The sequence below is a fragment of the Amycolatopsis sp. NPDC049252 genome (assembly GCF_043197175.1).
Classification (GTDB): domain Bacteria; phylum Actinomycetota; class Actinomycetes; order Mycobacteriales; family Pseudonocardiaceae; genus Amycolatopsis.
In genome coordinates, this window is the sequence record NZ_JBICSQ010000003.1 from 245,303 (window position 1) to 268,766 (window position 23,464).

The window sequence follows — 23,464 nt, forward strand, 5'->3', positions numbered from 1 at the left end:
TGCGGCGTCCGCCACGCCGGGCCGTGGCCGGTGCGGGGTCTCGGCAGGGGGCCAGCTAACGTTGGCGCCGGCAGTCCCTTGCGGCGGAGGAGGACACGTGGCCCGCGACCCCGAGACGATCGAGCGTGAGATCGAGCAGGCTCGAACCGCCCTGGCGGCGACGCTCGACCAGCTGACCGTCAAGGCCGACCCGAAGAAGCTCGCGGACGCGGCCAAGAACGGCGTGCGCGCCAAGCTGGACAACCCCAAGGTCAAGTACCCGCTGATCGGTGCGGGCGTCCTCGTGCTCGTCCTGCTGGTGCGCAAGCTCCTCAAGTAGCGCTCAGGCGCGAGCCGGCTTGGCCGGGGCCTTGCTCTCGACCTCGGGGGCGGGCTCGGCCACCGGCTTGGCCTCTTCGACGGCCTTCGGCAGCTGCTTGCCCGTCTGCAGCGCGGGCTTCTTCTCCGCCGGCTTCTCGACCGCCTTCTCCGCGGTCTGCTGCTTCGGCACGCTGCCGGGCGGCGGGACCTCCAGCGGCGGGAGCTTCGGGAGCGTCAACCGGGCGGTCATGTAGGTGCTGGTGAAGTCCAGCGCACTGCCGTTGATCAGGTGGACCACCGTGTTCCGGCCCTCCCCGCCGAGCTCCTCGACCAGCTGGTCGGCCCGGTCCCGCGCGGCGATGATGCCCGGCGCGCGGGCGGTCAGCTCCTTGCCGTGGCCGCTGACCGTGATCGCCCAGTCGGCGTCCTCTTGGACGTACGTCGCCGTGATCGCTTCCACCATCTGCCTCACGCCCCTCTCCCTCTCCAGCAAAACCCTCACGCGTACGTGACCCGGTCACCCCGCCGTCATGACGTGGTTTCCGCCACCCTGTGCACGGCGCGCAAGTCCAGCATTCCTTTGTACCGTGTCATCGATACCGTAGAGCAACTCTGTGTCACAAGACACGGAGCGCGATGTGCGCTGAGTAACGACCAAATGGCCTAATGCACGAGCAGATTACCGTGCACGACCCCGAAGTCCAGCCCAGAGGACGTCCATCGCGTACTCGGTGGCCATTTCGGGGGTCACTTCATCGTGGCGTTCGCACCAGATCGCGAGGCGTTCGCACGCTCCGACCACGAATTCCGCGGCCGCCTCGGCCTGCAGGTCGTCATCTCCGGTGAAATATCCGCTCATCAGTGCGGCGATGAGGTCGGTCTGCTGCCGGCGGGTTTCCTCGACCTCGTCGGCGGCCGGCGTGCCGATCAGGGCCATCTCGTGCCGCAGCAGCGACCACGCTTCGCGACGCTCCCGGATGAACACGAAGAACGCCAGCAGGCCGCGCCGCAGGGCGTCCTCGGCGCTGGTCGCGCCGACCGTCGCCTGCTCGGTGACCTCGCGCAGGATCGCCCGCGACTCCCGGATGCACGCCAGGAGCAGGCCTTCCTTCGAGTTGAAGTACTCGTAGAGCATCGGCTTCGAGACGCCCACCAGCTCGGCGATTTCGTCCATCGACGCCGCCGCGTAGCCGCGCGCCGAAAACACCTGCTCGGCGACCTCGATCATCTGCCGCATCCGCTCGGCCCGGGGCATGCGCTTGCGTTTCGCGGTGGTCACGGGCAACACTCTACCGGTAGTAACCTACTCTGAGTAAGCTGGACGACGGGTAACAGGCAATCGGGAGGCTCGCCATGGGTAACCGCACGGAGACCGGGGTCGTCATCGTCGGGACCGGGTTCTCCGGTCTCGGCATGGCGATCCAGCTGCGCAAGGAGGGGCGCGACGACTTCGTCATCCTCGAGAAGGCCCACGACGTCGGCGGCACGTGGCGGGACAACAGCTACCCGGGGTGCGCCTGCGACATCCCGTCGCACATGTACTCGTTCTCCTTCGAGCAGAACCCCGGCTGGTCGCGGGCCTACTCGCCGCAGCCGGAGATCTGGCGCTACATGCGCGAGGTGGCCGACAAGCACGACCTGCGCCGGTTCGTCCGCTTCGGCCAGGAGATGACCGGGGCCCGCTGGGACGCCGACGAGAACCGCTGGCACGTCGCCACGAGGGGCGGCGACGAGTTCGTGGCGGGCGCGCTGGTCGCCGGCGTCGGGGCGCTGCACCTGCCGCAGATCCCGGAGCTGCCGGGCATCGAGACGTTCGACGGCCCGGCGTTCCACTCCGCCCGCTGGCGTCACGACGTCGACCTCGCGGGCAAGCGCGTCGCGGTGATCGGCACCGGCGCCAGCGCCGTCCAGTTCGTGCCGAAGATCGCGCCGGAGGTCGAGCGGCTGACGCTGTTCCAGCGCACGCCGCCGTGGATCATGCCGAAGGGCGACCACGAGATGTCCGGCCGCGCGCGGGCGCTGTTCAAGGCGTTCCCGCCCGCCCAGCGCGCCTACCGCAACTTGCTCTACTGGATGCTCGAGGCGCGCGCGATCGGCTTCAACGGCCAGTCGTGGGTGATGAAGATCGGCCAGCGCCTGGCCCAGCGCAACATCGACGGCGCGATCAAGGATCCGGCGCTGCGCCGCAAGGTCACCCCGGACTACACCATGGGCTGCAAGCGCGTGCTCATCTCCAACGACTACTACCCGGCGCTGGCGCGGGACAACGTCGACGTCGTGACCGACGGTGTCCGGGAGGTCCGCGAGCACAGCGTCGTCGACGCCGCCGGGGTCGAGCACGAGGTCGACGCGATCGTCTACGGCACCGGGTTCCACGTCACCGACGCCTTCGACGACCTGGAGATCGTCGGCCGCGACGGGCGCAACCTCGGCAAGGAGTGGGCGACCGAGGGGATGCGGACGCACCTCGGGATCACCGTCGCCGGGTTCCCCAACCTGTTCTTCCTGCTCGGCCCCAACACCGGCCTCGGCCACAACTCGGTGGTGTTCATGATCGAGGCGCAGATCTCCTACGTCGCCGAGGCGCTGCGGCTGGCGGCCGGCCGCGCGCTCGAGCCGAAGCCCGAGGTGCAGGAGCGGTTCAACAGGCAGATCCAGCGCAAGCTCGCGAAGGGCATCTGGACCCGCGGCGGCTGCAAGAGCTGGTACCTCGACGCGAAGGGCGTCAACCGGACGATCTGGCCCGGGTTCACCTGGCGCTACTGGCTGGACACGCGGAAGGTGCGGCGCGAGGACTACCTGGTGGGCTGAGACGGAAATCGGTCCCTCACCGGCGGCCAAGAGCCGGTGAGGGACCCGGGGATCAGCGGGAGACGTACCGGCGGAGGCGGGCGATCAGGTCCACGGTCGGCAGCTCGCACAGCTCCGCCATCCGCTCGAGGGCCGGCAGGTCGAGGGCGACCTCGCCGGGGCCGTGGTCACCGGCGGTGCGCAGGCGGTCTTCGGCCCAGCGGCGCAGGGGGAGCAGTTCGGGCGGGGCGTCGGCGACGACCTTGCGCAGGTCGACGCGGACCCGGCCGGGCTCGTCGACGAAGACCCGGCGGTGCACCTTGGCCAGCAGGTCCTGGGGCAGCTCGTCCATCGCGACGCACAGCTCGACCAGCCGCACCACGGAACACTGTCTGGTGCCCAGTTCGTAGGTGGCCAGCGTCTGCAGCGAGATCTCGCTCTGCAGGTGCTGGTTGAGCTCCTTGCGCGTCCAGCCTCGGCTGCGCCTGAGCTTGCGGAGCTCGTCCCCGAGTATCCGCTGGTAGTCCTCGGCGTCGATCAGCACATCAATGTCCCCTGCCGTGTTCCTCCCGCGGCACCCTCACGGAGGTGACAGTTTCCGTGCAGGTGCACCCTCACGTGTATGTAAGTGCGCAGGTGCCTGCGCATTACGCGGTTTCCGGCATGTCTTTGATACCGATTGCGCGAGTTAGGCCGATCGGGTTAACAGCAGATGACAAGATCGTGCAACTTGCAGGCGCCGTTGCTCAGTTGACGCAGGGAACGCCCTCGGCGGTGATCGGCTTTTCCGCGTCGGCGGGCGGCGGCGCGGGCGCCTGGGACGTCGCGCCCCCGGCGCTCGAGCCCGCGTTCGAGTCGGTGCTCGGAGGCTGGTAGTTGGCGCCGAGGAACACCGTCACGTGCCCGGCCTGGACGCTCTTGTCCTCTTGGATCGTCGGCGAGCCGCCGAGCGCGTCCGCGACCTTCTGGCCGGTGTCCTTGCCGCCCTTCGGCACCCAGATCACGGTGGTCTTGCGCGAGGTCGCGTTCGCCGTGTCACCCGAGGTGAAGCCCTTGGCCGAGAGGGTCTTGGCGACGGTCGCGGCCAGGCCGGTCTTGCCGGAGGCGTTGCGGACGTCGACCGTGGTCGCCTTGTTCGCGCTGTCGGCCTGGTCGGCGGGCGGCGCCGGCTGGCCCGGCTGCGGCCCGGCGAGGCCCTGGACGAAGTCCTTGACCTCGGTGGGGTCGACCTGGATGGCCGAGCCGTCTTCGGGGGTCTTGTAGTCGACGTTCTTCACCGGGATGGTGCGGAACTCGAGCTGGCCGCCGGTCAGGCCCTTCATCTGCTGGGCGAACCCGAAGATGTCCCAGTTCTGGTTGAGCACGACCGACTTCTTGATCGCGTCGATCAGGTCGGTGAGCTTGCCCGGGTTGGTCAGCGTGCCCGCCGAGAGCACCTTGCGGGCCATGCCGGCCATGAACACCTGCTGCCGGACGACCCGGTCGAGGTCGCCGTTGGGCAGGCCGTGGCGCTGGCGGACGAACTCGAGCGCCTCGACGCCGGAGATCGTGTGCTGGCCCTTGGTGAAGTTCGCGCCGGAGTACTGGTCCTTGACGGTGTTGTTCAGGCAGACGTCGACGCCGCCGATGGCCTTCGTGATGTCGCTGAAGCCGAGCAGGTTGACCGCGGCGTAGTTGTCGATGGTCGACCCGGTGAGCTTCTCGACGGTCTGGATCAGCTCCTTGGCACCGGCCTGGTTGGCCTGGACGTCGAGCTGCTTGGGGTCGGTCACGCCCTGCTTCTGCAGGTCCTTGCGGGCCGAGAGCATCGCGCGGGCGTACGCCGAGTTGATCTTGTGCTTGCCGTAGCCGCCGGGGATGTCGACGTAGGTGTCGCGCGGCAGCGAGATCGCGACGGCCTTGCTGCCGTCGTTCGGGATGTGCACGAAGATGAGCGAGTCGGTGTTGAGCTCGCCGTCGGACTCGCCGGCCCGCAGTTCGTCGAGCACCTCGCGCGAGAGGGGATTGCCCTGGGCGTCGGTGCGGCTGTCCAGGCCGACCAGCAGGATGTCGCGGGCGCCGTCGGCCGGCTTGTCGCCGCCACCGCCGTCGCTGATCACGTTCGCGTAGTTCAGCCCGTTGACCAGGCCCTGCATCGCGGCCCACGCGTAGCCGGTCAGGCCCATCACCAGCAGCGAGACCACGGTCAGCGCGATCTTCGCGCCCCGGAAGGAGTTGCGGCGCGCCCGCGCCGGCGGCCGGCGCTGCGGCTCGACGCGGCGCGCGTCGACCGGCTCACGGCGGGGTGCGGGGCGGCGAGGCGGCGGAGTGCCGCGCCGGGCGCCGGCCCGGCCGGGCTCGTCCTGCCAGGGCCGAGCGGGGCGGCGGCCGCCTTGCCCGTTCCGAGGCGGGTGATCCACGCGGGCGACTCCTCACTGCTCGATCGACTGGGCTAACCGGTGGAGCTACAGGATGGGACGCATGGTGCTTCCCCTGGTTGCCGTAGCGTTACACATCCCCCTGTGGATGTGGCGTGCACCACCCATTTTCCCGCACGTCCGCCGGTTTCGCGTGGTCAGGACGCCGCGGTCGCCGGAGACCGCGGGAACCGGCTTCGCCTCAGGCGCCCGACTGTCCCACGAACGAGTGAACGCCGGGCGCCGCGAGACCGAGCTTTCCCCAGGAAAGATGCGTCCGTGGGCCCCCGAACCGCATCCTTCCCAGGGAAAGCTCGGCCCTCAGGGGGCCGCGTTGGCGGCACTGCGGGCGGGCAGGAGGGTGCCGGCCGCCGCGAGCAGGGCGAACACCGCCGTTGCCGCGTGGAGCGTCACGCCCAGCAGGCCCGGGGTTCCGCCGTCGGCCGCGAAGAGCAGGGATGGTGCGCACGCCAGGGCCGTGGCCAGCCAGGTGCCCGTCGCCGCGCTCGCGCCGATGCGGATCGTGTGCAGCAGGAACACCCCCAGCAGCAGGTGCACCAGGCTCTGGATCGGGTCGAGCCGCAGGCCGAGGATGTCCGCGTCCGCCGCGACGCCGCCGAAGCGCGTCAGGGCGAAGCCGAACACCCCGAGCGTCGCGTAGCCGATGCCGAGCGCGGCCGCGGCCCTGGTCAGCACCGCCGTCCGGCGGCCGGGGTGCTCCGCCGCCCGCGGGCGGCCGGCACCGTGGGCGTGCCGCTCGAACCACCAGAACACCAGCGCGCCCGGGACCGCGAGCAGGCCGACCGCGACCAGCGTGCGGGGCCGGACCAGCCAGGTCAGGCCGTCGGCGATCCGGCCGGGCAGGTAGACGACGGCGACCAGCAGCAACATCGCCGCCAGGAACGTCAGGTAGAGGCTCATCGGCGCGCGCAGGACGAACCGGCACACCCGGACGACGCCGGGCCGCGAGCCGAGCCGGACCAGCGGGCCCGCCAGCAGCCCGAGCAGGCCGAGCTGGACCAGGCCGAGCAGCAGCACGCCCCACGGCGGCGCGGAGAACGCCGCCGGGGCACCCGGGCTGCCGAGCAGCAGCGGCGGCCCGCCCCGGAAGACACTGACCACCGCGAGGCCCGCGACACCGGCGAAGGCCGCGGAGCCGAGAAGACGTCGAGACGGCCGTACGCCGTCAGCGTGCGCGAAGGCGAGCTGCTGGGCGAGGAGCGCGAGCGCGAACGTCGCCGCGTAGCGGGGCAGCGGCGAGCCTGCCCAGCCGGCCGCCAGTTCGCCGCCGGCGACCAGCGCGAGCAGGCCGGCCGCGGCCGCCACCGGCGCCCGGCGGTGCAGTGCCAGCAGCGGCGGCGCGCAGACGATCGTCAGCAGGTAGACGCCGAGCAGCCAGAGCGGGTGCAGCGCGATCCGCATCACCGTGGCGGTGGTGCCCGCCGGGATGCCGAGCAGTTCGAGCGCGAGCGGCGTCAGCAGCGCGACGACGGCGAAGATCAGCGCCGGGCGCAGCAGCGGGCTGGCGCGTTCGGCCAGGTAGTGGCGGTAGCCGCCGCCCGACTCCTGCTCGGTGCGCCAGCCGGCCGCGTTGGCGTGCCCGCCGGCGAAGAAGATCAACGGCGTGAGCTGGGCGAGCCAGGTCAGCGGCCACAGCGCCGGTTCGGGCGCGCCCGCCCAGTCCGCGAGCGCCGTCACGGACTCGCCGAGCAGCAGCAGGACGACCCCGCCGGCGCCGAGCAGCGCCCAGCGGCTCACCGACGCGGGCACCGGCGCGGGGCGCGGCAGCGGCATCGCGCGGCGGGCGTACAGCCAGCCGCGCAGCCGGAAGACCAGCAGGCAGGCGATCACCAGCACCCCGGCGACCATCGGGCCGATCGGGTCGCCGACCGGCGGGCCCCACCGCTGGTGCCACGAGTTGACGACCAGCCCGGCCGAGTAGAAGGACGCGACGACCCGGCAGGTGCCGGCCGAGTCCATCGGGTTGAGGTCGCAGGCGTGGTGCATGTCGTAGGAGAGCCGGTCGTCCAGCGCCTCGCGGACCTCCGGGCCGAGCGGGTGGCCCTTGCGGTCGGCGTAGCGCAGCAGGTCGTACCCGAGGTCGTGGGCCTTGCACGGCACCGCGTAGTCCCACTTGGTGTTGTCGTCACCCCACGGCGTCGAGCAGCCGCCGTCGACGTGCACCGCGCGGACCGTGCCGTCGCGGGCCGGCATCGAGCCGGGCGTGACGCCGCTGAGCGCGGTGAAGTCCTTGGGGAGCAACGCCAGCGCGTCCGGGTGCGGGCCGGGGTGGACCAGGGCCTCGATCGCGTTCTGCGCGGCCAGGACGTCCCCGGTGGGCGGGCCCTGGTCGGGCGGCGACGGCGGGCGCGAAGAGATCAGCCCGAACGCGAACACCACCAGCAGGACCAGCAGCAGCCAGCCGGACGTCGACCAGGGTCGGCGGACACGCGGCGGCTCGGTCGGGGCTGGCATGCGTCAAGGGTGCCAGCCCCGCCGGCGGGCCGACACGGGGCTAACCCCCGGGCGCGCGGAGGGGTTGCCCGGTCTCGCTTTCCGCGGCCGGACTGTGGTGCGGAGACTCGGCGGCCAGGAATGCGTGACGGGTACCCGGTTCCCGTGGAGAACCGTGCGCTCGCTGCGCCGGCTCGCTCTCGTTGCGACCTCTCCAAGGGGGAGTCGCTCATCCGGGGCGAAGCTCACGGCTCGCGGGCGGACCGAACCCTCAGGGCGCGGGCCACTCGTCCGGGGTGTCCGGGGCGAAGCTGACCTGGTCACGGCCGTTCTCCTTCGCCAGGTAGACCGCCGCGTCGGCGGCCTGCAGGAGGCGCTCCAGGGTGTCGCCGTGCCTCGGGTAGCGCGCTACCCCGATCGAGGTCGTGCGGTCCGCGATCGTGGCCGGGTCGCCGCGCTTGTCCGTGGTGACGATGTGTGACTTCGCGATCGCGATGCGGATGCGCTCGGCCGCGTCGCGGGTGGCCTCTTCGTCGATGTCGGGGAGCAGAATGAGGAATTCCTCACCGCCGAAACGGCCGACCGAGTCACTCGGTCTGGTCACCTCGTCAAGGGTTTGCGCAACAGTGCGCAGCACGTCGTCACCCGCCGGGTGTCCATAGGTGTCGTTAATCCACTTGAAGTGGTCGAGATCGACCATCAGGAGCGCCAGCTGATCACCCGATCGAGCAGTCCGTTCCAGTGCTCGCTCCGCCGTCTCCGACCAGCCGCGCATGTTGAGAATGCCGGTTTTCGGATCCGTCCGGACGTCGTTCTGCAGCTGATCGAGTTCGGCGAGGCGATTGAACACGACTGTGACCACGGCCATCACCGCCACCATCGGCGGCACCACGGCGAGCAGGATCGCGGTCACCGCGCCGAGGCCGATGGTGATCGCTTCGAGCATGTTGTCGGCCGGGCTGCCGAGGACGTTGCGAACCGTGGGCTCGGACGACATGCCGAGCGCGAGCGCCCCGCCGACGTAGACGATCTGGATCGCCTCGTAGATCGCGCCGGTGAGGACGATCGCGCCGAACTCGTGCAGGAAATCGGTCCAGCCGGTGCCCAGCAAATGCGGTCCGAGGGCCGTGTAGGTGAGGTGCGCGAGGACGCCGGCGAGGCCGTGCGTGATCGACGAGAAAATGAAGTTGTGCGCCGGGCGGCGGGCGATGAACCAGTGCTGCAGCCGAATGACGAAGATGACCAGGAGAATCAACGGCGCGGGCAGGATCAGCGCGGCCGAAAACGTCCACACCGCGGTGAGGTCGATGAGGACCGTCTTTTTGCGGTTCCGTCGCCTTTCTTCCTGGCGCTGGGTCAGCTGGATGTGAATGGTGGCGCCGGCGGCGAGAATTCCGAAATTGATCCAATCGCGCGGCACCAGGGCCGGTGAACGGGTGAGCGAAACGGCGAGCACGGCGAGGGCGATCGCCTCGCAGGCGAGGATGAAGGCGACGACCCGCGGCCGGCGGCGCCAGAGCGCCCAGTTGCGCGGCGAGTACGGGTGGTCGCGCCAGGCCGTCCCGGGTGGACCGCCGGCCGTGGCCGTCCGGTCCGGTTGCCGGCGCGAGGACACGCGCCGCCGTGTGCCGCGGCGGCCCGTCACGGCGTCGTCTGGTCCGGGATGCAATTGGTCACCTCCTTTCCAGCCTACTTGGGGTGTTGAGTAATCTCATCGGTACCTGCCAGAGTGGTTCACGCATTCCGCTGCCGGGTATCATCCCACTGCAACGGAACTGCCGCGCCCTCGGCGGAACTGCCGGGAACGTGGACCAAAGGCATCTTCAGGCTCCCCACACGGAGGTGGCACCGTTGAGCAACCGCGATCTCTGATGCGCCGTCGAATTGTCGTCCCTTGATTACTGCGAGAGGTGGCTCCCGTGCGCAACCGCGACCTGTGACGAGTGCGAATCCCATTCACGATCTTGACTTCACGGAGAGGTGGCTTCCGATGGCGAACCGTGACCTCTGAACGCCGGCCCTTGAACCCTCGCGTCACGACGGCCGGGGTTCCGTCCCGCCGACCCGGCGCCAGGCGAGCGCGACCGGGACGGCCAGCAGCAGGCCCACCGCACCGGCGAGCGCGATCGTCGCGTTCGCGGAGCCGGCCCACTGCGCGACCAGCCCGCCGATCCCCACGCCCACGCCCTGGGCGACCCGCAGCCCGGTCCGGTACAGCCCGCCGGCGCTGCCGCGGATGTCGTTGGGGACCCACGTGATGAACGTGGCCGACACCGTGATGACGTACGCACCCGTCGCGCCGGCCAGCGCGAGCAGGACCAGCGCGACCACCAGGCCCGGCCGCAGCGCGAAGGCCGCCAGCGCGGCCAGCGGCAGCGCGGCCAGCACCCCCAGCAGCTTCCGGCGGTGTTCCGTCGAGACGTACCGCGACAGCAGGAACGTGCCGACCACGAACCCCAGCGGGTCGGCGGCCAGCAGCCAGCCGACGGCCTGGTCGCCCGCCCCCAGCTGCGCCGCCAGCGGCGCCGCGAGGCCCTCCGGGATCACCGCCAGGCCGACCAGCCAGGACAGGTAGAGCAGCACCCGCAGCCGTTCGTCGCCGAAAACCTGCCGGACGGCGCCGAACCACGGGGTGCCCCCGTCCCCGGCCGCCGCGCGCCGGAGCACCAGCAGGCGCACAGCGACCGCGGCCACCAGGAACGTCACCGCGTCGATCGCCAGGGCCCACGACGTGCCGATCGTCGTCACCAGCAGGCCGCCGACGGCGAGGCCGCCCAGCATGGCCGTGTTGTTGGTGATCCCGCGCAGGTCCTGGCTCTGCAGGTAGACGTCGTCGTCGGTGAAGATCTCGCGGCCCAGCGCGTTCTGCGCGGCGTTGCCCGGCGCGTTCGCCAGCCGGGCGAGGACGAACAGCACGAAGAGCCAGGCCATCGGCATGCCGGGGATGGCCATCAGCCCGATCAGCACGGCCTGCGCGAGCGACCCGGCGGCCAGCACCGCCCGCCGCGGGAAGCGGTCGGCGAGCTGGGACAGGCCCAGGCCGCCGGCGAGCGCGGGCAGGAACGTCAGTGAGTAGACGACGGCCGAGAGCAGGGGCGAACCGGTCCGGTCGAACACGAGGATGGCCAGCGCGACGATGGTGAGCTGGTCGCCCAGCATCGACTGCGTTTCCGCGAACCACAGCGCGCGGAACTCCCGGTTGGCCAGGACGGCCCGGAGGCGGGGTGTCGCACGCGTCGTCACCTCGTCACCACCGTCCCCCGATCGAGTGAATATGGACCGCCCCGCATTGTGCCTCGCCAGTGACGACCCGGTCCGGGGGCGTCACATTCACGGCCCCGGCAGCACTAACAGTATGCCGCCGACTACGCGCCGATGTACCTGGAACGACGTACCACTGCACCCTTGAGCCGATCGGGTTACGCCGCCTGACCGGCGACGGACGGTGGCTTTGACCGGTGCGCGGGTATCTCCGGACTGATCGAACCCGACTCGTTCGGCGCAGAGCGGCGGCCGCTCGTCGGCTCCGCCGATGCCCCGTTGGGCCGAACGGGCCAAGACTGGACTCAGGACCGGCCGGGGTGGACGGGCCGCCGCGCCGACGGCGCCGCAGATCGGGGAGATGACGATGGACGACTTGATGCAGGGCAAGGCGGTCGTGGTGACCGGTGCCGGGCGGGGACTGGGTGAGGCGTTCGCGGTGCACGTCGCCCGCACGGGCGGGTCGGTGGTCGTCAACGACGTCGACGTCGAGCTCGCCGAGCGGACGGCCCGGACCATCCGGGAGCACGGCGGCCGGGCGGTGGCCAGCGGCCACAGCGTGGCCGAGGCGGGCGAGGCGCAGGAGATCGTCGACCTGTGCGTCAAGGAGTTCGGCGGGATCGACGGCCTGGTCAACAACGCCGGCCTGAACTACGAGGCGCTGCCCTGGGAGGACGACGCCGACCAGGCCCGCGAGCTGGTCCAGGTGAACGTCCTCGGCGTCGTCAACACCGGCCTGGCCGCGATCAAGGCGATGGTCGACGCGGGCACCGGCGGCTCGATCGTCAACATCTCCTCCGGCGCCTCGCTCGGCCAGCGCAAGCTCGGCGTGTACGCGGCGAGCAAGGGCGCGGTCGCGTCCCTGACCTACTCGTGGGCGCTGGACCTCGAGGACGTCGGCATCCGCGTCAACGCCGTCTGCCCGCTCGCGCACACCCGGATGGTGTGGAAGTCCGAACGCTCCCTGCGCGCCTGCCCGCCGGACCGCACGCCGTCGCGGATCGCGCCGGTGGTGCTGTTCCTGCTCGGCGAGGGTTCGCACGGGATCACCGGCCAGATGATCCGCTGCAACGGCCCGCAGCTGCACGTCATGGGCCAGCCGTTCCTCAAGCAGCCGATCCTCGAGCGCCCGGTGTGGGACACCGAGACGGTGCAGAAGGCGTTCGACGAGGTCTTCAGCGCGCACCTGGAGAACTACGGCCTGGAGAAGCGCGTCCCGCCGCGCCTGCGCAAGTGGACGGACACCACCTCGCCGCGCACCGCCTGACCCGCGGGCGTCACTTTCCCGGGGAAGTGACGCCCGCGAGGGTCAGGAGCCGGCGGTGGGGGCTGGGTCCCGGACGGCGGCGTAGAGCGCTTCGATGTCGGTCGAGTAGCGGTCGTTGATGATCCGGCGCTTGAGCTTCAGCGTCGGGGTCAGCTCGCCGGATTCGGGCGTCCACGCCTTCGGGAGCACGTGGTAGCGCTTGATCTGCTCGATCCGCGCCAGCCTGCTGTTGGCCGACTCGACCGCGCGCTCCAGCTCCGCGCGCACCGCCGGGTGCTCGGCCAGTTCCTCGGGTTTCGCGTCGACGCCGTTCGCGGCGGCCCAGCCCGGGGCGATCTCGTCGTCGAGGACGATCAGCGCCGTGACGTACGGCCGGTCGTCGCCGATCGCGACCGCCTGGCCGATCAGCGGGTGCTCCTTGAGCAGCCCTTCGATCCGGGTCGGGGCGATGTTCTTGCCGCTCGAGGTGATGATCAGTTCCTTCTTGCGGTCGGTGATCGTCACGAAGCCGTCTTCGTCGATCGTGCCGATGTCGCCGGTGGCGTACCAGCCCTCGGCGTCGGTGGCGTCGGCGATCGTGCCGTCCTCCTGCAGGTACCCGAGGAAGACGATCGGGCCGCGGACCAGCAGCTCGCCGTCTTCGGCCACGCGCACCTCGACGTCGGCGAGCGGCTTGCCGACCGTGCCCGCGCGGAACGCCGCGCCGGAGTTCGACGTCGCCGCGCCGGTCGTCTCCGACAGGCCCCAGACCTCGGCGATCTCGATGCCGAGGCCGGCCAGGAAGTAGATGATCTCCACCGGCAGCGCGGCCGCGCCGCTGGAGGCGACGAGCACCTTGTCCAGCCCGAGCAGCGCGCGGACGGGGGCGAGGGCGGCCGCGTCGGTCTGGGCGATCTGCTCGGCCAGCTCCGGCGGTACCGGCTGTCCGGCACTGCGCAGCTTGTAGCCCTTCTGCAGCAGCTCGTTCGCCGCGAGCAGCGCCGTGCGGCGGTCCTCCGGCACCCCGCCGAGCATGTTCTTCAGCCCGGCGACCATCTTCTCCCAGACGCGCGGGACGCCGAAGAAGCTCTGCGGGTGCACCTTGCCGAGCGCGCCGACCACGCCGGACGGGTCGGCGAGCGTGTGCACGTGCCCGGCCCAGACGATCGGCAGGTAGACCGACAGCTCCCGCTCGGCGATGTGCGCGAGCGGCAGGTACGCGATGTTCGTCGCGTGCATCGGCGGATGGTGCAGCTCCGTCACCGCGTACGCCTGGTGGATCGCGTTGCGGTGCGACAGCACGACGCCCTTCGGGTCACCGGTGGTGCCCGAGGTGTAGATCATCGACAACGGATCGTCCGGCTGGATGCCCTGCCACGACTTTTCGAAGGCCTCGGGGTCGGCGGCAAGCGCTTCCCGGCCGCGCGCCCGGAGGTCGTCCAGCGAGACGAACCGGTCGTCGCCGTCCGGGATCGCGCCGGCGTCCATCACGACGATGTGGCGCAGCGCCGGGAGGTCGTCGAGCACCGTCCGCCAGCGGGCCAGCTCGGTCTCCCCGCCGAGGATCACGACCGGCGCCGCGCTGTGCCGGGCGACGAACCGGATCTGGTCCGGGCTGAGCGTGGCGTAGGCGGTGCACGGGATCGCGGACAGGTGCGTCGCGGCGAGGTCGGCGACGATGTGGTCCGGGCAGCCGGGCGCCATGATCAGCATCCGGTCGCCCCGGGCGAGGCCGAGCCCGGCCAGGCCGCGGGACACCTCGGCGATGGCGGTGCGGAACTCCAGCCAGCTGAGCGTCGGCTGCCCCTCGATGTCGAGCGAGGTGATCGCCGGCAGGTCGGGGTACTCGACCGCGTTGCGGTGCAGCAGGCGCGGGATCGTCTGACCTTCGGTCTGCTCGGCGACGGACGGGGTGGTCAACACTGGCCTCCTGGTGGTCCGGATGGCCACACTTTAGGGGCTCCGCAGGCTGGTGGATAGAGAATCGCGGCCAGGTCAAATGTCTCCTTCATCCGGTTTCGGCCGGTCAGCTCCTCACGACCGTCCACAGTGCACCCGGGCGGCTTCGGACGGACTTCGCTTGAACGGGGTGATGACCCGACAGGCTCGCGAACTGCTCGACCGGATCCAGTCCGAGCTCGCGTCCCGCGACGACGACAACCGGCTGGTGCCGCTGATCACCGCCGGCCGGGCGCCGCGGCGGGTGTTCGCCGCGCTCGCCGCGGAGGAGATGCGGATCACGCTCAGTGGCTGAGGCTTGTTCTGGTCAGCCCGCCGCGCCCCGCGTGCAAGCCGCCGGTCCGCGCGGATGCCATGTGGCGGGCGACGGCTGAACAAGCCTCACTGGCGGAGCTTCCACGCGCCGGCCGCGCGGGGCCGACGAGCCGAACGCGCGCACGTTCTTCGGCGGTCTGGCGCCGGGGGAGCAGCAGGCGAACCTGATGCTCGACGCGCTGATCGCGGCGGCTGGTCCAGACCACGGGAAGAGCGCCCGCGCGCGGGCTGCCAGGCCTACCCGGCCTACGTGACGTGGCTGGCGCTGAACGGCGAGTCGTCGGCGGCCGTCGCCGGGATCTTCGCCAACTTCTCCGCCTTCGGCCGGTACTGCGCGGACGTCGCGGCCGGCATGCGGGCGCACTACGGCTTCGACGACGCGGCCTGCGTGTTCTTCGGCTTCTTCGCCGCGGACGTCCCGGAGATCGAAGCGCAGGCCCCCGCCGCGATCCAGGCCGGCATCGACGCGCACCGGCTCGACGTCCACGAGGCGCCGCTCTGCGCCCGGCTGTTCCAGAGCTACGAGCGGCAGTTCTGGAACACCCTCGCCGACGAGTTTCCGGGCTGAGAAATCCCTTGGCGGGCAAGGGTTTCCGGCGCCGACGACACCGTTCCCCGGCAGGGGAGGCGCCGGCGGCCGGTAATCGAATTCTTCGACGGCGTGCTATTCCGTTCGGACCAGCGTGCCCCGGAACCGGTTCCGGGGCTAGCGGAAGGCCGCTGCGTGCCCACTTCGCGGAATGGTGGGAATTCCGCCCCGCTCTCCGGTGAATCCGTGGTGCCGGTCGTGAATCGTGCGCATTTCCGCTATCCGGGAGCTCACCGGCCCGGACGAAGGAGAGGCGGGGCCCGGCCGTGTCGTGCCCGTGATGTTTCTCACCGAACGATTCGCCGCCGCCGTACGTAGCGACCCCCAGGTCGGCGGCCGGTTCGACCGGCACCGGTACCAGCGTGCACCCGTGGCGTGAAAGGGAAGCCGCCCTGGGGCGAACCTCACGACTTTCGGTGGTGGACTTTCCAAGCACGGGCAACGAGTGTGGATGGGTCACCGTTTTCAAGATCACGTTATCGCCACGGACTTGACGTGCCCTGAAGGGCTGCCTAACGTCGTCGCGGGCGAAGCAGACCACGGTGATGTTGATCCGGCTGGTCGGAATCCGGGTGTTGACCGCCTCGGGCGACCCGAAACCATGTACTGCCGGAAGGAAAACGGACCCAGGTGAAGCAGATTTCTCTTCGACGCAACCGGGGATCCTCGATTCGGAAGCGCGTCCTCACGATCGCGCTCATCCCCAGTGTCGCGCTGTTGCTCGTCGGCGTGGCACTCGCAGGTTACCTGATCTACGACGCCGTCACGGGCCGTGACTACGTCAACCGGATCCGGGGTTCGGAAGCCCCGTCGATCCCGTTCTTCGGCGCGCTGCAGCAGGAGCGCCTGGCGACCCTGAGTCTCCTCGCGGGGCAGGGCAACCAGCGCGCGGTGCTCGCGGCCGTCCGCCCGAAGACGGACCAGAACGCCGCGAAGACGATCGAGTACCTCAAGGACAACTTCGCGGGCTACGACGACACCCCGCCGAGCGTCCAGAAGAACATCGCCACGTTCTTCGCTCTCTACCAGCAGCTGCCGCAGACCCGCCAGGCGGTCGACAGCGGCCAGATCCAGATCAGCCAGGCCTTCACCTTCTACAACAAGATCATCGACCAGTTCACCGACGGCCTGGCCGGGCTGGCGCAGAACGCGCGAGGCGCGCAGAACGCGTTCGACCGGCTGACCGCCATCCCGATGTTCACCGCCGCGGAGGCGATGCAGCGCAGTGACGCGCTCGCCGCCGCGGGGCTGGCCGCGGGCGGGCTGACGAACGACGACTTCCGCACCTACGTCGGCCAGGTCGGTGCCTACCACGCGCAGCTCGACGCGTCGGCGCCGAAGATGATCCCCGACGTCAAGGCCAAGTACGACCAGCTGCTGGCGAGCCAGCCGTGGCAGATCGTGAACCAGGTCGAGACCGCGTTCCTGCGCGGTGACCTGACCAAGCTGCCGGTGCCGCAGGACCAGTGGCGCACCGCGGCGCGCCAGGTCGGTGACGCCCTGTCGGGCATCTTCGTCCTGCAGAGCTCGAACGCCAGCCAGGCCGCGATCAACGACGCCGACTCGACGTTCACCGAGTCGCTGATCGCCGGTGTGCTCGCGGTGCTGTTCGCGGTCTTCGTCGTCTTCGTCGCCGTCCGGCTGTCGAACCGGCTCATCGGCCGGCTGCACCGGCTGCGGGAGGACACCCTCGACGCGGCCGAGGTCCGGCTGCCCGAACTGGTCGCCAGGGTCCGGGCGGGTGAGCCCGTCGACCTCGAAGAGGGCGGGCACTTCCTCGACCACGGCACGGACGAGATCGGCCAGGTCGCCGACGCGTTCAACAAGGCGCAGCAGACGGCCATCGCGGCCGCCATCGACGAGGCCAAGACCCGTGAGGGCACCAAGACGGTGTTCCTCAACATCGCGCACCGCAGCCAGGTCATCGTGCACCGCCAGCTGAAGGTGCTCGACCAGGCCGAGCGCAAGCAGGAGGACCCGGAGCAGCTGGACACGCTGTTCCAGCTGGACCACCTCTCCACCCGCGCTCGCCGCAACGCCGAGAACCTGATCATCCTCGGCGGCGGGCAGCCGGGCCGGCAGTGGCGCAACCCGGTCGGGCTCGCCGAGCTGGTCCGCGGCGCGTCCGCCGAGACCGAGGACTTCGCCAGGGTGAAGACGGCGGCGCTGCCGCAGATCGCCATCCGCGGCCCGGTGGTCGGCGACCTCGTGCACCTGCTGGCCGAGCTGATCGACAACGCGACGTCGTTCTCGCCGCCGCAGTCGCGGGTCGAGGTCCGCGGCAACGTGGTCGGCAAGGGCGTCGTGATCGAGGTCGAGGACCAGGGCCTCGGGCTCGAGCCGGACCAGACCGAAGAGATCAACACGCTGCTGGCCGACCCGCCGGACTTCGGCATCATGGCGCTGTCCGACGAGCCGCGCCTGGGCCTGTTCGTGGTCGGGCGGCTGGCCGCCCGCCACGGCATCCAGGTGCACCTGCGCGAGTCGGCCTACGGCGGCACCCGGGCCATCGTCCTGGTCCGCACCGACCTGCTCGCCCCGCTCACCGAGCTCGAGCCGGAGCAGCCGATCACCCCGCCGAAGCCGGAGCTGGTGCCGAACCCGGCCGACGCGGAGGCGCCGAACGACGAGGTCCGGCAGCTCCGGCGGCAGCCGCGCCGCCCGGCTCGCCACCGCACCGAGCCGTCGGCCGCGCCGCCGATGCCCACCCAGCCGGCCCCGGTGCTCACGCCCGCCCCGGCCCAGCCGCCGTCCGCGCCGACGCCGGCCGGGACCCTCTCCGAGCCGGTCAGCCAGCCGACGCAGGTCCAGCCGGTGAGCCAGCCGGCCAGCCAGCCGACCCAGGCCCAGCCGGCCGCCGCGGCCCGCCCGCCCGCGCCGCCCGTCCGCGGCTCGCGCCCGGCCCGCCCGGCCGCGCAGCAGCCGGTGTGGCCGCCGCAGGAGCCCCGGCAGGAGCCCCGGCCCGCGGTGTCGGAATCCCGGCCGCAGCAGCCGCGGCGTCCGGAGGCACCCGGCCGCCCGCCGTTGCCGCAACGGCGACGCCAGCAGAGCCTGGTTCCCCAGTTGCGGGAGGATAGGCCCGCACAGCAGGAGCGCGAAGAGGTTCGGCTGGACTCCCCGGAGGCGGCCCGCAGCCGGTTGTCCGCCTTCCAGCAGGGCACCCGCCGGGGCCGTGACGAGGAACCAGCCGAGAACGACGACACGTACGGAGAGCGCGAGTAATGGCCAACTCAGGCGTCAGTGAGCTCGACTGGCTGCTGGACGACCTCGTCAAGCGGGTCGCCGGGGCGGACCGCGCGGTGGTCCTGTCCTCGGACGGCCTGCTCATCGGGCGGTCCGGGAACCTCTCCGAGGAGGACGCCGAGCACCTTTCGGCGGTGGCTTCGGCGTTCCAGAGCCTGGCGCGCGGCACCGGACGGCACTTCGGCGGCGGCAACGTCCGCCAGACGATGGTCGAGATGGACCACGCGTTCCTGTTCGTGACGGCGGCCGGACGGGGTGCCTGCCTGGCCCTGCTCGCCCGCGAGGACGCGGACATGGGCCTCGTGGCCTACGAAATGAACCTGATGGTGAAGCGGGTCGGCCAAGTGCTCACCTCCGCGCCGCGGACCGGTGCCGGCGTACTCCCGACGTCGCCGTGAGTGCCAAGCACGAAGCCTGGTTCGACGACGAGGCCGGCCCACTGGTCCGGTCCTACGCCGTCACGGGTGGGCGCACGCGGTCGGACACGCTGGGGCTCGACCTCATCACGCTGGTCGTCGCGCTGCGCACGGCGCACGAAGCGGGCATGCTCGAACCGGAGTACGCGCGGATCATCGCCCTGTGCCAGCGGCCGGTCTCGGTGGCCGAGGTCGCCGCGCGGGTGGACCTGCCGTTGCCCGTGGTGAAGGTGATGTTGAGCGATCTCATCGAGCAGAACCTGGTGCTGTTCCGTACCGCGGCGCCGGTCAACGAAACTCCCAACAAACACGTACTCCAGGCGGTTCTTGATGGCATCCGGAAACTCTGATCCCCGGCGGAACCTGACCGCGACCGCGGTCAAGGTACTGATCGCCGGCGGATTCGGAGTCGGCAAGACCACGATGGTCGGTTCGGTGAGCGAAGTGCCGCCGTTGCGCACCGAGGAAGTCATCACCACCGCGTCCGAGGGTGTCGACGACCTATCGGGCATCGAGCAGAAGACCACCACCACGGTCGCGCTCGACTTCGGCCGCATCACGATCAACCCCGACCTGATCCTGTACCTGTTCGGCACGCCAGGGCAGGACCGGTTCTGGTTCATGTGGGACGAGCTGGCGGAGGGCGCGCTCGGCGCCGTCGTGCTGGCCGACACCCGCCGGCTGGACAGCTGCTTCGCGGCGGTCGACTTCTTCGAGCGGCGCAACCTGCCGTTCGTCGTCGGCGTGAACTGCTTCGACGGCGCGTACCGCTACGGCACCGAGGAGGTCCGCCAGGCGCTCGACGTCGGTATGGACGTCCCGCTGCTGCTGTGCGACGCGCGGGAGCGGGAGTCGACGAAGCAGGTGCTGACCAGCCTGATGGAACACGTGATGGCGCGGTCCGACCTGGCGGCCGCCCAGGGCGGCTACTAGATCGGACCGCGCTCGCGGTTCCTCTAGCGGCGTCGCTTGACGAGCGTGTCGAGCGCGAAGGAGCCCGGGCCGACGACGGCGAAGAGCAGGAAGACCCAGGAGTAGACCGCGGCGGGCTCGCCCATGTTCTGCAGCGGCAGCAGGCCCATCGGCGCGTGCACGGTGAAGTAGGCGTACGCCATCACGCCGGACAGCAGCAGCGCCGCGGGCCGGCTGGCGAGCCCGGCCAGCAGCAGGACGGCGCCGGCCAGCTCGAGCGCGCTGCCCCACCAGCCGGGGAACGAACCGAACGGGACGCCGCCGCCCTGGCCGTCGATCCCGCCGAAGAACCCGAATCCCTGAAGGCCGTGGAAGCCGAACAGGAACGAGATCACGATCCGGCTGGCGGAGATGACCGCGCTGGTCAGCGGGCTGAACCGGGTACGCGGGGTCTCGGTCCGGGACGGCGTGGTCTCGGTGACGGTGGCGATCGTGTTCATGGCCGGGCCTTCCTCTTGTGGCGTTCTTCCCTGTTGCTGAAGCGTCGAGTGGGCTCCTCCCGGATCGACAACCCCTCGGGAAAAATCTCGACCGGGTTCTTCCCCGCCTCCGGCGGCCCGGCAGACTGGGTGGATGGCGGGCAAACGCAGTGCCGGGCTCCTGCTCTTCCGCGGGCGCGGCGAAGACGTCGAAGTGCTGCTCGGGCACATGGGCGGGCCGTTCTGGGCCAAGAAGGACGCGGCCGCGTGGTCGCTGCCGAAGGGGGAGCTCGACCCGGACGAGCCGCCGGAGAAGGCGGCGCGGCGCGAGTTCGAAGAGGAGCTGGGCCTGCCCGCGCCCGAGGGTGACTACGCCGAGCTGGGCGAGGTGAAGCAGTCGGGCGGCAAGGTCGTCACGGCCTGGGCGGTCGAGGCCGACCTCGATCCGGCGGCCGTCGTGCCCGGGACGTTCAGCATGGAGTGGCCCCCGCGGTCCGGGAAGCAGCAGGAGTTCCCCGAGCTGGACCGGGTGGAGTGGTTCGGGCTGGACGCCGCCCGCGAGAAGCTGCTCAAGGGCCAGCTGCCGTTCCTCGACCGGCTGATGGCGTTGCTCAACGGCTGAGCAGCGCCTCGAGCGGCTTGGCCGTGAAGGACGGCAGCACGACGTCCGCGGCGCCGAAGTCGAGGCTTTCGGTGATCGCGTTGGGCACCGCGACGCAGGTCAGCCCGGCGGCCTTGGCCGAGGTCACGCCGTGCGGGGTGTCCTCGAAGGCGATGGTCTCGCCGGCGTTCGTGCCGAGGGCGTCGAGCGCGGCGAGGTAGAGGTCGGGCCGGGGCTTGGCGGCGTGCCGGTCACCGGTGCAGACGGCGTCGAAGTAGCCCGCGATGCCGAGCCGTTCGAGGTGCGGGTTCACCCAGCGCCCGGACGAGCTGGACGCGACGGCCAGCTTCAGGCCGTGCTCCCGCGCGGCCTCGAGGTAGCCGAGGACGCCGTCGCGCGGCCCGAGCGTTTCGAGGAGCTCGAAGACCCGGGCCTTGGTGACCGGGCGCAGGGCCTCGGTGTCGATGCCGGGAACGTGCTCGGCGAGCAGGGCGAACATCGCGGGCGTGGTGTGCTGGGTGCCGATGACGGCGTACCAGGCTTCCAGCGGCAGCTCGAGCCCGTGGTCGCGGAAGGTCTCCTGCCAGGAGCGGAGGACGGCGGACTCGGTGTCGGCGAGCGTGCCGTCGAAGTCGAAGACCAGGGCGCGGGTGGGCACGTCTGCACCCTGCCCGCTCGGTGATCGCTCAGGCAAGGGACTTGTGACGCGCGCGAAAGGCCCGCATGGCTTCGTCGCCGCGGAGCGCGAAGACGATCTCCTCGACGTCGGTCTCTGCTTTGCTCACGGTGGCGAGTGCGATGCCGGCCGCCGACTCCAGCGGCCAGCGGTAGATCCCGGTGGAGATGGCCGGGAACGCGACGGTCCTGGCTCCGAGTTCGTCGGCGACCTTCAGCGCGTTCCGGTGGCAGTCGGCGAGAAGCGCGGACCGGTCTTCGGAGTTGGACCACACGGGCCCGACGGTGTGCACGACCCACTTCGCGGGCAGCTTCCCGGCGGTGGTGGCGACGGCCTGCCCGGTCGGCAGCCCGCGCCCGTAGTGCCCGGCCCGCAGCTTCCGGCACTCGGCGAGGATCTCGGGCCCGCCCTTCCGGTGGATCGCGCCGTCGACCCCACCCCCGCCGAGCAGGGAGGAGTTGGCGGCGTTGACCACGACGTCGACGTCGAGGGTGGTGATGTCGGCCTCGACGATCCGGATGGACGGGCTCATGGTGACCGTGTTCCCGGGGTCGTCCACCGGTAATCGCGGCGGTGGCAGACTTCCGGCGTGCTGCTGACGTGGATCGCCGAGCTGGGTGCCGAGGAGTTCTTGGTCGAGCCGTCGGATCCGCAGGCGGAGGCGAGGCACAACACGTGGTCGCTGAGCGCCGGACCGGTGGCGGTGACCCCCGGGGAGGTGGTCGCCGCCTTCGACGCGGTCGCCGGGGTCCTCGCCGGCCGCTTGACCGGCGTGACCCTGTACGCCTGGCACGACGAGCAGGTCGGCGCGCTCCGGGTGTCGGTCTCCTCGCTCGCCCCGGACGCGCTGCTGTTCGGCGCGGCATACCGGCCGACCGGCGACCTGGCCCCGATCGCCGAGGCGTTCCTCTCCGATCCGCATCCCGGCTTCGTTCCCTGGGAAGAGCTGGAGACCGGGGAGGCCGAAGAGGTCGAACCGCCGCCGTTCGCCGTCTGGGCGCGGGTGCTTCCTTAGCTGCGGAAGAAGGTCGTCAGCACCGGGGCCAGGGCCGCTGCCTTCACGATGTGCGTCTGGCCCGGCAGGGTCTCGTACCTCGCCGACGGCAGGGCCTTCGCCAGCGACGCCACCCCGTTGCGCATCCATTCCGGGCTCTTGCCGCCGTCCACGGCCAGCGTCGGGATCTTCACCTCCGGCCACGCCGCCGGCGGCAGCGGGTTGCCCGACTGGTGGTCGCCGACCACCGCCGTGTCGTACGGGATCGTGTGGGCCACCCGCTTGAGCTTCGACCAGAACGGCATGATCCGCATCAGCGCGACCGTCACGCCACCCAGGCCGACGCCTTCGGTCATGAACATCTTGACCGCCTTGCCGCGCTCGCCCGCCGCCACGGCCGCGTCGAGCCGGGTCGCGTAGTCGGCCTTCACCGGCTTGCGGGTGCGGTCGAGGATGAACGGCGGTTCGTACAACGCCAGCTTCGTCACCGGCAGCCCGCGGTCCACCGCCTCCAGCGCCAGCGCCGCACCCGACGAAATGCCGAACAGCAGCGCCGAGCCGCCCGCCTCCTTGACCAGCGCGTCGAGGTCCTCGACCTCGCGCTCGACGGTGTACGGCGCGGTGTCCGTGCTCTCGCCGCGGCCACGCCGGTCGTAGGTGTACACCGTGAAGTGCGCGGCCAGCTCCTTCGCCAGGTCGTCGTTGGGCGACGAGCCGCGGTAGCACATCGCGCCGTCCACCAGGACGAGCGCGGGGCCGGTGCCGGCCCGGGTGTAGGCGATCGTGGTGCCGTCGGCGGAAACCGTCGTGCTCATGGGAACTTCTCCTTGTCC

23 protein-coding genes are annotated in these 23,464 nt (G+C 71.0%); 11 read left to right on the forward strand and 12 right to left on the reverse strand.

Going from position 1 to position 23,464, the window contains the following annotated elements:
* Positions 1–97 precede the first annotated feature (97 nt).
* A complete protein-coding gene (locus ACGFMK_RS06660; protein ID WP_392759042.1) occupies positions 98–319 on the forward strand; it encodes a DUF3618 domain-containing protein in 222 nt (73 codons plus the stop codon).
* Between the two features lie 3 nt (positions 320–322).
* Here ACGFMK_RS06660 and ACGFMK_RS06665 read toward each other — a convergent pair whose 3' ends face one another.
* Together ACGFMK_RS06665 and ACGFMK_RS06670 are read right to left on the reverse strand one after the other, a co-directional pair.
* A complete protein-coding gene (locus tag ACGFMK_RS06665) occupies positions 323–763 on the reverse strand; it encodes a hypothetical protein (protein ID WP_392759363.1) in 441 nt (146 codons plus the stop codon).
* 216 nt (positions 764–979) lie between these two features.
* The gene (locus tag ACGFMK_RS06670) at positions 980–1,537 is read right to left on the reverse strand and encodes a TetR/AcrR family transcriptional regulator (RefSeq protein ID WP_392759365.1); all 558 of its coding nucleotides are present in this window, start codon (positions 1,535–1,537) and stop codon (positions 980–982) included.
* A gap of 116 nt (positions 1,538–1,653) precedes the next feature.
* Here ACGFMK_RS06670 and ACGFMK_RS06675 point away from each other — a divergent pair, with 116 nt between their 5' ends.
* Positions 1,654–3,111 (forward strand): flavin-containing monooxygenase, encoded by a 1,458-nt coding sequence (locus ACGFMK_RS06675; protein WP_392759044.1) that lies wholly within the window; start codon positions 1,654–1,656, stop codon positions 3,109–3,111.
* A gap of 52 nt (positions 3,112–3,163) precedes the next feature.
* Here the strand turns inward: ACGFMK_RS06675 and ACGFMK_RS06680 are convergent, their stop codons facing one another.
* The 5 genes from ACGFMK_RS06680 to ACGFMK_RS06700 all read right to left on the reverse strand — a co-directional run bounded on the left by ACGFMK_RS06680 (position 3,164) and on the right by ACGFMK_RS06700 (position 11,183).
* Complete coding sequence (locus tag ACGFMK_RS06680; RefSeq protein WP_323322629.1) at positions 3,164–3,634, reverse strand: helix-turn-helix domain-containing protein; 471 nt, start codon at positions 3,632–3,634, stop codon at positions 3,164–3,166.
* Positions 3,635–3,836: 202 nt separating this feature from the next.
* Positions 3,837–5,489 (reverse strand): LCP family protein, encoded by a 1,653-nt coding sequence (locus ACGFMK_RS06685; RefSeq protein ID WP_392759047.1) that lies wholly within the window; start codon positions 5,487–5,489, stop codon positions 3,837–3,839.
* A gap of 318 nt (positions 5,490–5,807) precedes the next feature.
* Positions 5,808–7,961, reverse strand: a complete 2,154-nt coding sequence (locus ACGFMK_RS06690; protein ID WP_392759048.1) for a phospholipase — start codon at positions 7,959–7,961, stop codon at positions 5,808–5,810.
* Positions 7,962–8,211: 250 nt separating this feature from the next.
* Entirely contained in the window at positions 8,212–9,609 is a 1,398-nt protein-coding gene (locus ACGFMK_RS06695) for a GGDEF domain-containing protein (protein WP_392759050.1), read from the reverse strand.
* Between the two features lie 365 nt (positions 9,610–9,974).
* Positions 9,975–11,183 carry an MFS transporter gene (locus tag ACGFMK_RS06700; protein ID WP_392759052.1) on the reverse strand — a complete coding sequence of 403 codons (1,209 nt, stop codon included), beginning with the start codon at positions 11,181–11,183 and terminating at the stop codon, positions 9,975–9,977.
* 385 nt (positions 11,184–11,568) lie between these two features.
* Here ACGFMK_RS06700 and ACGFMK_RS06705 point away from each other — a divergent pair, with 385 nt between their 5' ends.
* Positions 11,569–12,468: an SDR family NAD(P)-dependent oxidoreductase gene (locus tag ACGFMK_RS06705; protein WP_392759054.1), complete on the forward strand. Its 900-nt coding sequence runs from the start codon at positions 11,569–11,571 to the stop codon at positions 12,466–12,468.
* Between the two features lie 42 nt (positions 12,469–12,510).
* Here ACGFMK_RS06705 and ACGFMK_RS06710 read toward each other — a convergent pair whose 3' ends face one another.
* Positions 12,511–14,367, reverse strand: a complete 1,857-nt coding sequence (locus ACGFMK_RS06710) for an AMP-dependent synthetase/ligase (protein WP_392759056.1) — start codon at positions 14,365–14,367, stop codon at positions 12,511–12,513.
* A 172-nt stretch (positions 14,368–14,539) separates the two neighbouring features.
* Between ACGFMK_RS06710 and ACGFMK_RS06715 the strand changes: the two genes are divergently transcribed.
* The 6 genes from ACGFMK_RS06715 (at position 14,540) to ACGFMK_RS06740 (ending at position 19,902) form a co-directional block, all read left to right on the forward strand.
* Positions 14,540–14,701, forward strand: a complete 162-nt coding sequence (locus ACGFMK_RS06715) for a hypothetical protein (RefSeq protein ID WP_392759058.1) — start codon at positions 14,540–14,542, stop codon at positions 14,699–14,701.
* Positions 14,702–14,971: 270 nt separating this feature from the next.
* On the forward strand, positions 14,972–15,289 hold the full coding sequence (locus ACGFMK_RS06720; RefSeq protein WP_392759062.1) for a hypothetical protein: 318 nt from the start codon (positions 14,972–14,974) through the stop codon (positions 15,287–15,289).
* 651 nt (positions 15,290–15,940) lie between these two features.
* On the forward strand, positions 15,941–18,532 hold the full coding sequence (locus ACGFMK_RS06725; RefSeq protein ID WP_392759064.1) for a nitrate- and nitrite sensing domain-containing protein: 2,592 nt from the start codon (positions 15,941–15,943) through the stop codon (positions 18,530–18,532).
* Positions 18,532–18,951, forward strand: a complete 420-nt coding sequence (locus tag ACGFMK_RS06730; protein WP_284745731.1) for a roadblock/LC7 domain-containing protein — start codon at positions 18,532–18,534, stop codon at positions 18,949–18,951. The genes ACGFMK_RS06725 and ACGFMK_RS06730 overlap by 1 nt, the downstream gene beginning before the upstream one ends.
* Positions 18,948–19,319 carry a DUF742 domain-containing protein gene (locus tag ACGFMK_RS06735; RefSeq protein WP_323322611.1) on the forward strand — a complete coding sequence of 124 codons (372 nt, stop codon included), beginning with the start codon at positions 18,948–18,950 and terminating at the stop codon, positions 19,317–19,319. Before ACGFMK_RS06730 ends, ACGFMK_RS06735 begins: the two co-directional genes overlap by 4 nt.
* Positions 19,300–19,902 (forward strand): ATP/GTP-binding protein, encoded by a 603-nt coding sequence (locus ACGFMK_RS06740; RefSeq protein ID WP_086674902.1) that lies wholly within the window; start codon positions 19,300–19,302, stop codon positions 19,900–19,902. Before ACGFMK_RS06735 ends, ACGFMK_RS06740 begins: the two co-directional genes overlap by 20 nt.
* A 23-nt stretch (positions 19,903–19,925) precedes the next feature.
* On the opposite strand, the gene ACGFMK_RS06745 is transcribed toward ACGFMK_RS06740, so the two are convergent.
* On the reverse strand, positions 19,926–20,381 hold the full coding sequence (locus ACGFMK_RS06745) for a DoxX family protein (protein WP_392759067.1): 456 nt from the start codon (positions 20,379–20,381) through the stop codon (positions 19,926–19,928).
* Between the two features lie 133 nt (positions 20,382–20,514).
* On the opposite strand from ACGFMK_RS06745, the gene ACGFMK_RS06750 reads away from it, so the two are divergent.
* A complete protein-coding gene (locus ACGFMK_RS06750; protein WP_392759069.1) occupies positions 20,515–20,982 on the forward strand; it encodes an NUDIX domain-containing protein in 468 nt (155 codons plus the stop codon).
* Here ACGFMK_RS06750 and ACGFMK_RS06755 read toward each other — a convergent pair.
* Together ACGFMK_RS06755 and ACGFMK_RS06760 are read right to left on the reverse strand one after the other, a co-directional pair.
* Positions 20,972–21,619, reverse strand: a complete 648-nt coding sequence (locus tag ACGFMK_RS06755; RefSeq protein ID WP_392759071.1) for an HAD family hydrolase — start codon at positions 21,617–21,619, stop codon at positions 20,972–20,974. The genes ACGFMK_RS06750 and ACGFMK_RS06755 overlap by 11 nt on opposite strands.
* A gap of 28 nt (positions 21,620–21,647) precedes the next feature.
* A complete protein-coding gene (locus ACGFMK_RS06760; protein WP_392759073.1) occupies positions 21,648–22,169 on the reverse strand; it encodes an O-acetyl-ADP-ribose deacetylase in 522 nt (173 codons plus the stop codon).
* A gap of 57 nt (positions 22,170–22,226) precedes the next feature.
* On the opposite strand from ACGFMK_RS06760, the gene ACGFMK_RS06765 reads away from it, so the two are divergent.
* Positions 22,227–22,652 carry a hypothetical protein gene (locus ACGFMK_RS06765; RefSeq protein ID WP_392759075.1) on the forward strand — a complete coding sequence of 142 codons (426 nt, stop codon included), beginning with the start codon at positions 22,227–22,229 and terminating at the stop codon, positions 22,650–22,652.
* Here the strand turns inward: ACGFMK_RS06765 and ACGFMK_RS06770 are convergent.
* Positions 22,649–23,446, reverse strand: coding sequence for an alpha/beta fold hydrolase (locus tag ACGFMK_RS06770; protein WP_392759077.1), 798 nt, complete (start codon positions 23,444–23,446; stop codon positions 22,649–22,651). The genes ACGFMK_RS06765 and ACGFMK_RS06770 overlap by 4 nt on opposite strands.
* Positions 23,447–23,464 lie beyond the last annotated feature (18 nt).